This is a genomic window from Neiella litorisoli, assembly GCF_014773395.1.
Classification (GTDB): Bacteria; Pseudomonadota; Gammaproteobacteria; order Enterobacterales; family Neiellaceae; genus Neiella; species Neiella litorisoli.
Genome location: NZ_JACXAF010000005.1, coordinates 52,223 through 66,000 on the forward strand (window position 1 = coordinate 52,223; position 13,778 = coordinate 66,000).

General features: G+C 48.8%; 10 protein-coding genes. 4 read left to right on the top strand and 6 right to left on the bottom strand.

From position 1 onward, the window contains the following. Positions 1-273: 273 nt before the first annotated feature. Positions 274-3,372, top strand: coding sequence for a glycoside hydrolase family 2 TIM barrel-domain containing protein (locus IC617_RS04965; protein WP_191143880.1), 3,099 nt, complete (start codon positions 274-276; stop codon positions 3,370-3,372). A 234-nt stretch (positions 3,373-3,606) separates the two neighbouring features. Beyond that, complete coding sequence (locus IC617_RS04970) at positions 3,607-4,152, top strand: DUF3016 domain-containing protein (protein ID WP_191143881.1); 546 nt, start codon at positions 3,607-3,609, stop codon at positions 4,150-4,152. Between the two features lie 22 nt (positions 4,153-4,174). Here the strand turns inward: IC617_RS04970 and IC617_RS04975 are convergent, their stop codons facing one another. Further along, the gene (locus tag IC617_RS04975; protein WP_191143882.1) at positions 4,175-5,635 is read right to left on the bottom strand and encodes an FAD-binding domain-containing protein; all 1,461 of its coding nucleotides are present in this window, start codon (positions 5,633-5,635) and stop codon (positions 4,175-4,177) included. Positions 5,636-5,777: 142 nt separating this feature from the next. Here IC617_RS04975 and IC617_RS04980 point away from each other — a divergent pair, with 142 nt between their 5' ends. Together IC617_RS04980 and IC617_RS04985 are read left to right on the top strand one after the other, a co-directional pair. Then, positions 5,778-6,635 carry a DMT family transporter gene (locus tag IC617_RS04980; RefSeq protein ID WP_191143883.1) on the top strand — a complete coding sequence of 286 codons (858 nt, stop codon included), beginning with the start codon at positions 5,778-5,780 and terminating at the stop codon, positions 6,633-6,635. A gap of 119 nt (positions 6,636-6,754) precedes the next feature. Continuing rightward, positions 6,755-7,987, top strand: a complete 1,233-nt coding sequence (locus tag IC617_RS04985) for an AGE family epimerase/isomerase (protein WP_191143884.1) — start codon at positions 6,755-6,757, stop codon at positions 7,985-7,987. Positions 7,988-8,036: 49 nt separating this feature from the next. Here IC617_RS04985 and IC617_RS04990 read toward each other — a convergent pair whose 3' ends face one another. From IC617_RS04990 to IC617_RS05010, 5 genes are all read right to left on the bottom strand, one after another. Further along, the gene (locus tag IC617_RS04990) at positions 8,037-10,484 is read right to left on the bottom strand and encodes a glycoside hydrolase family 42 (protein WP_191143885.1); all 2,448 of its coding nucleotides are present in this window, start codon (positions 10,482-10,484) and stop codon (positions 8,037-8,039) included. A gap of 309 nt (positions 10,485-10,793) precedes the next feature. Next, positions 10,794-11,243, bottom strand: a complete 450-nt coding sequence (locus IC617_RS04995; RefSeq protein WP_191143886.1) for an Hsp20 family protein — start codon at positions 11,241-11,243, stop codon at positions 10,794-10,796. A gap of 168 nt (positions 11,244-11,411) precedes the next feature. Further along, entirely contained in the window at positions 11,412-12,002 is a 591-nt protein-coding gene (locus IC617_RS05000) for a GNAT family N-acetyltransferase (protein WP_191143887.1), read from the bottom strand. After that, complete coding sequence (locus tag IC617_RS05005) at positions 12,003-12,947, bottom strand: hypothetical protein (protein WP_191143888.1); 945 nt, start codon at positions 12,945-12,947, stop codon at positions 12,003-12,005. It lies immediately after the preceding gene. Positions 12,948-13,128: 181 nt separating this feature from the next. After that, positions 13,129-13,692: a DUF3750 domain-containing protein gene (locus IC617_RS05010; protein WP_191143997.1), complete on the bottom strand. Its 564-nt coding sequence runs from the start codon at positions 13,690-13,692 to the stop codon at positions 13,129-13,131. Between the last annotated feature and the right edge of the window lie 86 nt (positions 13,693-13,778).

Sequence of the window (13,778 nt, forward strand, 5' to 3'; positions counted from 1 at the left end):
TTAGTAAGAAAAGGTGGCAAGCTGCGGAATTGATACCCCTACCGGCATTTTTTTGCGGGGGACGGCAAATCACAATCGATTTGCCCTGCTGAGAAACGATACGCGGCTCGGTTTTGATTGGTGAAAATAAAGTCATTATTGTGCAATAAGTCGAAATAATGGTCATTTAATGTCATTTACAATCTTTTTTTGCCTTGTATATTAATAATAAAAGCCGTAGGCCTCCTCGCTTTGGGGCCAGATTTAACGCACCGCAACAAAAAGACACACAAAATGAAGTCAGCGCAAACAACTCGATTGTTCTATCCATTAGCCGCTTTGCTAATGGTATTCATGGCCTGTTTATGGGTTACCACCGAAGCCCAAGCATCACCCGCCAGTGATGTGAGGCAACAAATCAATTTCAATCACGACTGGAAGTTTAAGTTGGGCGATGATGCCGCCTATCAAACTAAACAGCACAACGACAGCGGCTGGACGGTACTGGATGTACCCCATGACTACATTTATGAAGAAGGTGTCAGTGAAAACGGCGCCCAAAAGCAGTTTGGCGGCTATCACGGCGGCGGTTTAGCTTGGTATCGCAAGCATTTTGCTTTTGATAACAAGTGGCAAGGCAAACAAGTTTTCTTGGTGTTTGACGGCGTCTACATGAACAGTGAGGTGTGGTTAAACGGCCAATATTTAGGAAAGCGGCCCTATGGTTATATTGGCTTTCAATACGACATCACCAAGCACTTAAATAGTGACAACAACGTCATTAGCTTGCGTGTCGATAACGCCTTGCAACCGTCAGCTCGCTGGTATCACCCGGGTGGTATTTATGCGCCGGTGAAACTGGTTGTGGTCGACCCTGTCCATATCAAACAAAATTCGCTATTTATTCATACCCCAGTAGTTGGCGCCAAAACTCAAGTGCAAACCTCGTTTGAGCTGAGCCAAGCGGTCAAGCAAGCTGAGCAATATGATGTGCGCTACAAGGTGACCGATCAGCAAGGTGCCGAGGTTGCCGCAGGCCGTTCAACGCTAGCCCAGCTTAACCAAGATGGTAAATACGGATTCAACGTTGAGCTGCTCAATCCCACTCGCTGGAATCCGCATGACGCCTACTTGTACAACTTGAGCGTTGAACTGCTTCACAAAGGCAAGGTTATCGACGCCGATAACAGTAACTTTGGTGTTCGAGAAATTGCCTGGAAAACCGACACTGGTTTTTGGATTAATGGCAACAATGTCAAGATCCAAGGGGTCGCAGAGCATTACGAGGGCGGCCCTGTGGGCGGCGCTTGGACCAAGCCACTATTGCGCTGGAAATTGCAATTGCTCAAAGACATGGGCGTCAATGCCATCCGTGTTGGTCATAACCCTTATCCACCGATGTTTTACGATCTGTGTGATGAGTTAGGTTTGATGGTGATGGATGAAGTGTTTGATGGCTGGACCCAAAAAGCACGTCATGATTACGGTGCTTATCACTTTGATGAATGGTGGAAAACCGATTTAGAAGAATGGGTTACTCGAAACCGCAATCACCCATCCATTATTATTTACAGTGTGGGTAATGAAACCCATGGCGACATTGCGCCTGAGTTGGTGAAAGCCGTGAAGGAGTTTGATCCAACCCGCTTGGTCACTTCAGGTTCAACCAACAAAGAAGGCATGGATGTCATTGGCATCAATGGCGGTTCTGAAAATGTCAGCTTCTTTGAGCGCCGTTTCGACCGACCATTTATCTCTACTGAGGCGCCGCATACTTGGCAGACTCGTGGTTACTACCGCACGCAAACTTGGTGGCGTGATGGTCCGCGCAAGGACACCTTTGAACTGCCTAGCCTGACCGACAACGAAATCTTCTTCTATGAGTGGCAAGATCCAAAAGATTGGCTGAATCAAAAGCAACACCTCAACTCATCTTATGACAATGCCACAGTGCGTATTAGTGCCCGCAAAAACTGGGAAATGGCCCGTGACTTGCCGCATCACTCCGGCCACTTCCGCTGGACTGGTTTTGACTACCATGGTGAAGCGGGCTTGGCCCACGGTGGCTGGCCATTTATTGCCTTTATGGGCGGCGCACTAGACTTAGCAGGCTTTAAGAAGGACTTGTTCCACTTCTACCGTAGTCAATGGTTGACGGAGCCTTCGTTACACATTTTGCCAAGCTGGACTCACCCAACCATGGCAAAAGGTACCGAAATTCCAGTGTGGGTTTACTCCAACTTGGATGAAGTTGAACTGTTCCTCAATGGCAAATCTCTGGGTCGTGATAAACCTGGCCTGAAAGCCGAAGAAATGCAGTGCGAATGGTTAGTGCCATGGCAACCGGGCACCCTCACTGCGATTGGCTACAAGAACGGTGAAAAGGTTCTGGAGCAAACGCTAAATACCGCCGGTGCGCCGGTAGCGCTGAAGCATCAGGTCGAAACCTTTGAAGCGGAAGCGGGCTTTGATCGCGCTAAGGTAATCACCTCTGAAGCGGTTGATCAGAGTAACGAGTTCTACCCATATGCGAGTCATAACGTCTATTACCACTTCACCGATGGCGTTAAAGTCAAAGCCCTAGAAAACGGTTCGCCAGTCGAACACGCCAATCGTGTTCATGCAGGCTACCGCCCGTTGTTCATGGGCAAAACTCGCGCCTTTGTCGAGGTGAAATACCCGCAAGCGGCAGAGTATGCCTTTGTCGGAGCGATTGTTGGCGACGAAGCGCTACGGCTCTCCGATCAGGCTAGCATTGATGTGCAAGTAGTGCCGTTGACCGACCGTGCGCTGTATCAAAAACAAAAAGTCGATGTGTTCTACGCCATCAATGATGCTTACAGCACCAAGATGCAACGCTACAGCAAGCCATTTACGGTGAAAAATGGCGATACCGTTTATGCCCGAGTTGTGGTTGAAGGCAAGGTGGTATTGACCATGCAGCAGAACTTTGGTGATGGCGCAGGCCTGTTCTGGGGCGATGAAAACTCCGCCAATATGTGGATTGGTCGCGGCATTTCGATTCAAGGTGAAGCGGCTGAATTTACTGGTGGCGAAGCGGTTACCAATGCCCATGGTGTTCATGGTGGCGGTTATTCAACCTTCAATAACCAAGAAGGAAAGCTGTACTGGTACCACGAAAACGATGGCGATGAAGGCGTCTATACTGCCGAGATCCGTTATACCCACAATGATCCAAAATCGAAACGACCACTGGCGATTTACATCAACAACGAGTTGGCCAATACCGTGGAGTTTGAGTCGACCGGTAGCTGGGATAGCAAGTGGGGCGCGACTAAGGTTAAGTTCACTTTAGTGAAAGGTGCCAACAACATCGAATTCCGAACCATGGGAGAAAGCGGTCCGAATATCGACCAGTTCACGCTGGATTAGTGTGGAACCTCTGCGCATCATAAGCAATTCAACCACCGCATTTATGCGGTGGTTGATGATTTTCCCTGAATAGCTAAACGGACTCTCCTGTTTGTCTCATTATTCAGAACAGTTCATACCAACAACGAATATATTTCGATCAGATTTTGTCAACTATCATTAACTCATCTTCATAACCAATCAAATTTTTAAATCGAAACGAAGAGGGCTCTATCCATGACAGTTTTTGACAATATGAAATCTAAACTTGGCGTACTCATTCTTGTTGCTGGCGCTTTTTGCTCGGGCTCAGCACTGGCCAGCGATCAGCAAAACGTGGTGACGCAAGTGACCGATAAAATGCAGCTGCAGTGGCAGGATTGGCATGAGTACGTTGATATTCGAGAAAACTATGATGAAACTCCGCCGTCGTTTCGCCAGCGAGTATTTAAGAGCCTAGGCGATAACATCGCAGAGAATGCGGAAAAGCTGCCGCAAGGTTATATCTTACAGCTGTTAGTTGTCGACTTAGATTTAGCGGGTGATGCCAGCGCCAAGACTCAGGCTGGCGTGTTAGGTGTTCGTGTCTTTGACCAAGGCTTTGCGCCGGCAATTAGTTTCAAGTTCGCGGTATTAGATGCTGACGGCAAAGTGGTATTGGATGGCTCGGAGCAGTTAAGAAACCGCAATTTCCTCAACGGCCGCGGTTCAATGCGCTTTGACCATGACCGACTCGCTTACGACAAAGAGCTGATTAACACTTGGTTCAGCAAGCAGGTGTTGCCTGCTGTCAGTCAATAGTCGGACCTTTATTTCGGTACCGTCATTTAGGAACAACGTGTCGGCTGATAATACGCTCAGCCTCCTGTTTGACATCAACCCGGTTGCGCCAAGACCACAGGCGTTGCCGGGCTACCTTGCCGGTTTGCTGCAGATCGACCACAGGTAACGGATAATCTCTCCCCAATTCAATACCGTACAGCTGTTGTTCCATGGCCGATAATGTCCATGGCTCAAACAACAGAGGCACCGGCACCTCGCGCAATTCAGGTAACCATTGATAAATAAAATCACCGCGCGGATCTTTCTCGCTCGCCTGTCGAGTGGGGTTGTAAATTCGAATGGTGTGAATACCTGTGACGCCCGCTTGCATTTGAAATTGCGGATAGTGAATGCCTGGCTCGAAGTCGAGAAACAGTCTCGCCAAGTGAGTCACGCCGAGTCGCCAATCAATATTCAGGTGGTGACACAAGAAGCTCACTAACATGGCACGCATGCGAAAATTGACATAACCGGTAGCGTGCAAGCAGCGCATGCTAGCATCCACCAATGGATAGCCAGTTTGGCCTTGTTGCCAAGCATCTAGCAAAGATTGGGTGGCGTCGTCTTGCAAAGAGCGATAGGGGTAGGTGAGATACGCGCGATTAAAGTGGCGATGCTCAATCGCCGATTCTGATTCGAATTTTTGAATAAAGTGGCAGTGCCAGTGCAAGCGCGATGTCAGCGCCGATAACGCTTTGCGCCAGCCTTTTCGATTCCAGTCGGCCAATACCCGCTGATAGACTTGTCGTATTGAGATATTTCCCCAAGCAAGGTAGGGCGAGAGCCTAGAGCATGTTTGTTGTGCCATCGCTGGGGCCGATATTCCGAGGTGATATTTTTGTCCTCGACTAGCAAGAAAGTCTGCCATGGTGGCCCAAGCTTGCTGTTCCCCGCCGAGTTGTTGTTGCTCATCGGCGACAATCCAATTGGCTGGTGGACTCATCAATGACAGCACCGTGGTATTTATTAGTTGCAGGTCAACCGGCGTGGGCAGCGTTGGCGCTTTCATTTGTTGGTACCAGTTTTTTTGCCATTGTTTGCGGTTACAGGCTCCTCGGATCACTGCGCCATTAGCTGGTTCAAGCCAAGTTACGCCATGGTGTTTGCACCAAGTTTTAACCGCTTTGTCCCGCTGATAAGTGACATCTAAGCCGACTTCTTGATGGCTGATAATTTGTTTGATGTTGTAGTGTTGGCTGAGCTGGTGAAAGATGTCGGTGACTTCGCCCAAGGCGCAATGAATGCGTGACTCGAGTTTGCGCAACTGGCGGTTTAAGTCCATTAGAGACTGCCAGACAAAACGCCAATGGCGGCTGCTGTAATGGGGATCATCGAGTAGTTCCGGTTCGAAAATATAAACCAGCAGGGTGGGTAATTGGTGCTGTTGTGCGGTGTGTAGCACCGGATTATCAGCCAGCCTCAAATCCCGCTTGAACCAAACGATCTGGATGTCTTGCTTCACCTTGATTCACTCTATGGTTGTGACTTAACCACTCATTACGAAAACGGCGCGAGATTGGACTAGGCGCGAACGAATGCATTGCCACTCGCGGCAACTTTCTCTAGCCTGTGCAGGTGCCAATTGGCAACGCAAAGGAGCGCCAATGCGTTTGTTATTTTTGACTCTGGTTGCACTGATCGCCTTTGCTGCGAATTCGGTGTTGTGCCGCTTGGCGCTTGGCTCCGGCATTATCGATGCGAGTAGTTTTACCGCTATCCGGCTGTTCTCTGGTGCCGTCGTGTTGGCCTTGTTGCTCAGTTGGCGAGCAAGTCGCAGAGAGTGCTCCTCTGAACGTTTTCACCCTGCGGGAAGCTGGCGAGCAGCGATCTATCTATTTGTTTATGCGGCTGCATTTTCTTATGGCTATTTAACGTTAGATACCGGCAGCGGTGCACTCATCTTATTCGGTGCCGTGCAAGTCACCATGATTTTAGTGACGCTGGTCGATGGCAATAAGCTTACCGCAGCAGAATGGATTGGCGTGATTTGCGCGTTTACTGGATTTGTCTATCTGTTATGGCCGAATCTGGAGCTGCCATCATTGACCGGCTTCTTGCTCATGGCGGCAGCCGGCATTGCTTGGGGCCTGTACACCCTTACCGGCCGGCAATCTGAGAAACCGCTGAGCGATACCGCTTGGAATTTCATCCGTTCGCTGCCGTTGGTGATGTTGCTGGCGATTGCCGCTTTGCCGGCGGCGGCATGGTCTAATGCAGGGATCTGGTTAGCGGTTGCATCGGGAGCTTTGGCATCTGGCTTGGGATACGCCATCTGGTATCAAGCATTGAGTCAGTTAACGGCGACTCAAGCTGCAGTCTTGCAATTACTGGTGCCGGTGCTGGCAGCTCTCGGCGGGGTGTTATTTGTCGATGAGCAGATTTCGCTGCGATTGCTGATCGCCTCAGCAGTAGTGCTTGGCGGTATCTTGTTGGTGGTTCTCAGTAAGCAGCAGGCTCATTAGTGATGGCAACAGGAGCCCTTGATTCGCTATACCGAATGGTGTTTTTGTTACTCGCTGTTTTTCCGAGTCCATAGGGCCGATAAGCTAAGGCAATTTGGCGTGGTCGTAAGGAAAGGGAAATGGTTTGGCAATCACTATTGCTGGTGAGCATGTTGCTATGGTCGGGCTCGGTGCAATCGGCTCCGTTGGAGCAGCAAGCATCGGCCCACGTTGATCAGCTGTTAGCATTTCATACTGCTCACCCAGTTAACTGGCAACAACATCCGCAAGCGGTTGCTTACTTCTCCGAGTTGGATAATCAAGGTAAACCCATTTCCGATAAAGTCTATACCGTGGCATTAAGCCGGTTGATTTACGGCCTTGCCTATCAATCAGCAGATAATCCGGCCAATCTCGCTAAAGCCAAAGCGGCGGCGTCGTTCCAATTGCAACACATGCTTGGCGAGGATCGTCACGGCCAGTATTTTTTGTCATGGGTGAGTGAATCAGGGCAAGACAACAGTACGCGGCTAGATATCTGGCAGCAATCCTATGGTTTGTGTGGCTTAGTTGAGTTGTATCGGCAAACTGGCGATCAACAATTACTGCAAACCATTCATCGCTTACACGAAGCACTCGTCAGCCGTTTTCAAGATCAGCAATACGGTGGTTTTTGGGGCGCTTATGAGCTGATTGACGGACCTGAGAAAGGCTCTAAATCACTGCAATCCTTGATGTATCCGGTGACCGCCTATTTAGCCAATTTGTGGCTGGCCGATGCAGCCAATCGAGCATCTTACCAAGCGATTTTGCAACAGCACATTGAGCTGCTGGCTCAGATCGGCTGGAATCAGCAACAGCAGTGGGTCAATGTGGAGTTTGACGATCAGTGGCAGCCGTGTGAAAGCACCGAGGAGGCTGTTTGCAGTGCAGTCAGTCCCGGACACAATTTTCAGCTCGCGGCATTGTTGCTCCGAGCATCTGATTGGCCATTCATCGGCGCCTCACAACAGCTGCAATTGCGAAGCCGAGGCGATCGGATTATTACGGCAACGCTAGCCAAGCCTATCTACGGCCAAAATGGCATTGCTGGTGGTTTTGCTCGGTCTTTCGAGCCACTGAGTAATGAGGTTGTGGATTCAAGGAAGGCCTGGTGGCAGCACTGCGAAGCAATTATCGCGTTGAGCTTACTGCCAGCACAACGGGCGAATCGAGATCTGTTGTTGGCGTTCTTTTTGGCCCACTTTCAGGACCAACAATTCGGTGGTGAATACTTTTTTGTTGACGCGGATAATCAGCCAGTGACAAAGGAGCTAAAAGGCAGCATTGGCAAGTCGGCTTATCATTCGGTGGAAATGGTACGTTTTTTATGAAGTGATGGTGGCACCGAAACGAAATCCGGCACCACCAACGGGGGAGAGATTACTTAGGTACGACTTGCAATAACAGGACGCCCTCAGATTCCAGTTCAAACGAAGTCTGCACTGGGTTGCTGGTCATTAGATCGGTCATCGACGCAATGTCGCCATCAATCAGAGACAAGTCCAACTTCGCCGTGTCATGGCCAAGGTTGAAGATGTTGACCAAGTAGCTGCCATCGGCTTGCTTCACCGAGCGCCAGTGTGTGGTTTTGAACGGCTTGCCATTGTCTTCGGCAATGGTCACCGCAGGCATGCTGTCAGCAATTTCTGCCATTGCCACATCTTTGATTGCGGCGATATCAGAACCTTCTGGCATCACAATCAACTTACCTTTGCTAGCTGCCAGTTTGTCGGTGCGCGGCTGACCGTACTCATTCATCGACAAGCTGTATTCTGAATCGACAATCACCGTGCCGCCTTGATTCAAGAAGCTTTGCAGGGCAGCAAATTCGCTATCTTTAACATAGGGGTTGTTGTAAACCACCACAGTGTCCCATTTGCTGTTGTCTTGTTTCTCAATGATGTTCTGAGTGACAAAGCCCATTGGAAAGCCTTCAAAGAAGAACTGCTCGTAAAACTCAAAACCTTTGGTCATGTAATCTTTGGTGTTGATTGCCGTTGTCTCTGAGTAGAACAAACGCAGTGGTCGTTGTTGTTCACGCAGGGCAATAATTTCTTCTGAGAAGCTGTTGAGGTCATACATCACCTGAGTCACTTCATTAGTGACGTGTGGCTGCATGTTGTTAGAGCCAGCATACGCCCCGCCTAAGCCTGGATCGAAGAAGTCGAGTTCACCTTCTAAACGATCTTCTGGTGAGCCATCTGGATCGCGAGCCCAGAACCAGCCCATGTTGGCATCCATACCTTGTAGCGTTGCTAACCAGTAAACGTTACGGATATAGCTGGTGCGAGTATCGAGATCGCGCCATTGGCCTGATGATAGAAAGTGAGATTCCGAGTTGATGTTGATTTTCTCTGGTGCGACCGACTCCATGAAATCATGGAACATGCCAACGCCATCCCACTTATAAGCGTACTTTTTCAGCCACTCATTGGACTTACCTGGGCGGATGTTCGCGCTGCCGAAGGCTTTAGCATCGTGACCAACCATGGTGGTTAGCTCGGCCAATGCCTCAACATCAATACCGCCGGAGCGAGAGTTATACATAAACATCCGCGGCATGACTTTGATGTGGGTATCGGCATCTGGGTTCACTGCGTGCAGCTCGTTTTGCATGAAGGTGAACCAATCAGTACCACGGTCCATGTTGTAGCGCATCCAGTCATACCAAATTGGCTTGCCCTGCAACGCGGTGTTCATTGGGATCTCAACTTCAACCTTATCGAAGCTGGCGAACGAGGTACCCCAGTTGGCATTCAAGGTAGCCAGATCGCCTTGGTATTTGTTGTCCAACCAAGTTTGGAATTTAGCCAAGGTGTATGAGGAAATTTCATTCATTTCCTTAAAGTTATAGGTCCAGTGGCCTTTTTCTGAATACCAGTGCGGTTCGTTGGCCAGAACAAAACCAAGTTCGGTCACTTTTTTGCCTTTGGTCAGTTCGCCGGTGTGACGAATGATGCGGCTCCACAGGTCGCGAGCCGTTGGGTTATCGACGTCGAAGCCAGTAAACAAGGAGCGGCCTTTGCGCACTTCTGGCTCTAGCGCCTCAACCCACTCTGGAATACCCATGATCCAATACACCAAGAAACCAATGTTGGTGTCCGGAATATCAGTTAAGTTTTTGAGTAAATCTTCATCCCAAGTGCCGTCTTCTTTGATCAGGAAGGAGTTGATAGCGCGGTCATGATCCACTTCGTACAAGTGCTCACCGCCATGGTAGAGGGCACCCAAGTGGTCGTTGTAAATATCTTTATTGGTCAGCGGTTGGCCAACTGTTTTAGAGAAGTAGTCATACGGGAAAATTGGCTTACCGTTGCTGATAAACATGTTGTCAGCGGCTTTGGTGTTTTGCCAATCAACCTTATTAACTGGGCGACGTTTGATCTCACCGGCCAATTCTTTGCCTAGTTCAACAATACCTTTATCAAGGATCTCGATGACTTTGGTGCGCTCAAAATCGGGTAATTCGGCAGCTAAACGCTCTTTGTCATCGGCATAATAGCGCTCATAGCCAAAGGCCATTTCAATAGCTTTGGGGTTGGCTTCATCCCAATTGGCAAACTTCAGAAACTGCTCGGAAAACCACATGATGGTTTCTTCACGGGCAACATCAATACCTTTTGAGCGTGCGTCATCCATCATTCCTGCGAGCTTATCCATCTTGGCACGAGCTTCCTGCTCGAGCGGACTGACCGCGACTGCGGCAATTGGCGCTGCCGCTTGTTCGTTCACGGCAACGGTTTTGGTCGCGGGGCTATCTTGTTCTGAGCAGGCAGTTGCCAGCAAAACTAAAGGAGTGAGTGCTGCTCCTAAAAGGTGGCGTTTCATTGTCTTCTCTCATTGTGAAGGCAGATCTGTATGACAACAGAGTGAGCCTAGTTTACCGAATGTGGGTGTCTGAGTTGTTATCAAACGTTTAGCAGGATATTACAACAAAGAATGTGTGCAAACATCATATGTATAAAAATTTGTGAGCTATAGTCCGTTATCTGAACGCAGTGACCAAGATCACGATTTTCTGGGGGGGTAAACCGGCGGAATAAAGCAAAAAGGGCGAGCTAACCGCTCGCCAAATCAGAAAAGGGAGAATTCAAGGAATGGTTGCGCCCAGCGGGGGGAAGAAGGGCGCAATTGGCATTAATTGGCGCTGGTGTTTTCCAACAGGGCGCTGTTGCCAATGGCAATTTTCCTTGGTTTGAGTGCTTCGGGGATCTCCCGCTGCAGCTCGATATTCAGCATGCCGTGTTCAAGGTTGGCACCAATGACTTTGACATGATCACCGAGTTGGAATTTGCGCTGGAAGTTGCGTTCAGCAATGCCGCGGTAGAGGAATTTGGCTTCTTCCGCTTTCTCTGCTTTCTTACCGGTCACGATTAAGTGATTGTTGGCAAATTCAATATCCAATTCTTCTTCGACAAACCCTGCAACTGCCATCGAGATGCGGTAGTTGTCCTCGCTGAGTAATTCAATGTTGTAAGGAGGAAAAGAGGTTTGTTTACCGTTTTTAGCTGCCGCATCCATCAGCGATGCAAGGTGGTCAAAACCAATGAAAGAACGGTATAGCGGTGAAAAATCAATGTTAGTCATGGTTGCTTATCCTCAATCAAGCAATAAAAGGGTGCTGGCATTACGCCCAGCGATATCAGTTGTGCCGCAAGCGTTTGGCGGCGGTGCGGACCCTCTTAGAGGCCTCCGCTAAAATAGATATCGGGCAGCAAATCGGGAATTCAAGGCCATCCTTAAATTTTTTTTGGGCTAACCCCGAGTAGCGATTGCTTGTTTGGCTTTGACTGACAGCGGTAAGCACAGGTTACTGATTTGGGTTGGCGAACCGGACAGCGAGATGCCCTGCTCAAGGACGATGAAACCGGCAGGCAAAAATACCTTGTTAACCAGATCAGGGTTGGTTGACGACAACAGCCAATCAAATTGCTCAGCTCGGTAGTAATTGCTGGCATAGTGCAGCAAGGCGCTGCCGAGTTTTTGGGGTTTAGGGCCAATGGCGTATTGTTGGCCTCGATAGGGTTTTCGGACACATAGGGCGTTGAGACTAACCGAGCGACATCCGTTCAGTAGCGATTGCTGACGTTGGAATAACGAAGCATGGGGAAAAGCGATTGCGGTGTCTGTACCGCGCAGAAAACCGACGACCTTATCGTCAATGACGGCGGCAAAGAATCGGCTGAATCCATCATAGTCATCCAGTAAGGCGATACCTTGGGCTTGGTCAACAGCGAGCGCGTGCCAGCCATATTCCTGATAGAACACTTGGTATTTAGCTTGTTGATAAGCCAGTAATAACGATTTCTCTTTAGCGGGCTCAAAGCAAATAATGGTTGCTGTCATTTAGAGAATTTCTCGCACCGAAACGGTGGCGATGGATTTATATTCATCGATGTTAGATTCGCCACATTGAAAACCTTCGCCGATAATCATTTTTCCTTCATATAAACCGGATTCGTTTTGCTTTAAACACACTTCAAAAGAGGCTGGATCTCGGGGGATATAGCGAGAATTAAATTCAATCGCCGATGCGCTTTGATCAAAGCGGAATGAAATATGTTGGTCGTCAATCATTCTGCCGCTGATTTGCAAAATGACTGGCCGTGTTTCTTTCGGAAAATAATAACTGGCGACCCCTTCATAATGATTTTTATCCACTGATACATAAAGTTCACCTTTACCAATGCCATTGGAAGCAGATTTATTTCGATGGTAGCGACCGAGTACCGATTTACATTCGCTGAATACCGCTTGAATGGAATCGTAACTGGAGATGCAGGAGCGCTTTTCATCATTCAGGGTGTCCAGCCAAACCGTCACTGCGTCCTGAAAACCATTTTGTTGGGTCAGATCAGATAACACGGTGTAAGTGTTTACGTACCCCTCGCATCTGAAAAATGAGGCAAGTCGGTTGGGTTCATGAAAGGAGTCGAAGCAGCTGCGCTGATAACCTTGAATACGGTCGACATAGCCGGTAATCAAATCAGAATATTTGATTTCCATGGCGTATTTCTCGGCCTTTTTAAACTCAAGCTTGGGCAGTGTTTGATAGACGCCAATAAAAGCGGCAGTCAATTCAACTAATAAAGCACCCACTAATATCTTTTTGTAAGAGTCTGATACCGCTTTAAATATACCAATTTGTAGAATACCGCCGAGGGCGACGATGGCCGTGGCAGCAATGATGGCCATGACCAAAAAGTGGTAATAAAAAATGAGATCACTCTGTTCCATGTGGTTCTCCTTGTGATGCAAAAGAACAATGCTGAGAACAGCAAATAAGTTCATTTTGAAGCGTCACGAATATTAATTTGTCGGCTATTTGCTGTGGTGTAGAACTGCCAATTAATTAGGCGCTGGAACAATACAAACAGCGATACGTCAAAGGTATTAAGGAGAGCGTCTAGAACATTAAACTAATCGATACCAAAGCCCGCTAATTATGGTCGATTAGATCCAGTTGATCCAATTATTGATAGGGTACAGTGGCTGTTGTATCTTCGCTGGCATAGCCACTGCCAATCGCACTGAATGGTAATTCAAGTTCTAATTCAGGTACTTGGATGGCAAGCCAAGCTGGGAAAGTATTGCTATTGGGGCCTGGGAATACGGTGTATTGATCACGCCAAGGATAGCGCGCTACCGACTGCTCAATTTGCGGGATCAGGCGAGCGGCTTTGTCACCGCGGATCGACAGTAGTTTTTTGGGTTTGGCGCCAAACCAATAACGATCCGGAGTCGCGGTCTGATATGAATATAGTGCAGGCAATCCACGGTTGAGGCGCCAGCCAACCACTTCGTAAACGGTGTATTCGTCATCATCAATGCCTTTGGTGGCCACCCAAGTATGCACCGCAAACCAGCCCCGCCAGCTAAACGCATCGGCCGCATAGACTTCAATGACGGCGCTTTTTTCAATCACAGGATCTGGCGCAATGCCGGCCGGTTCGCGGCTGGCGGTACGCCAATCTGTGTTGCTACAAGCGGTTATCGCAACCAGCGATAGGATCATGACGACGGCAATGTGTTTCATCAAAGTTATATTTTTCATGACTGAATTCAAACTCGAGTCTACATTGGCCGAAATGCGCGCTTCAACGACCACTTTGTTAGCATTCT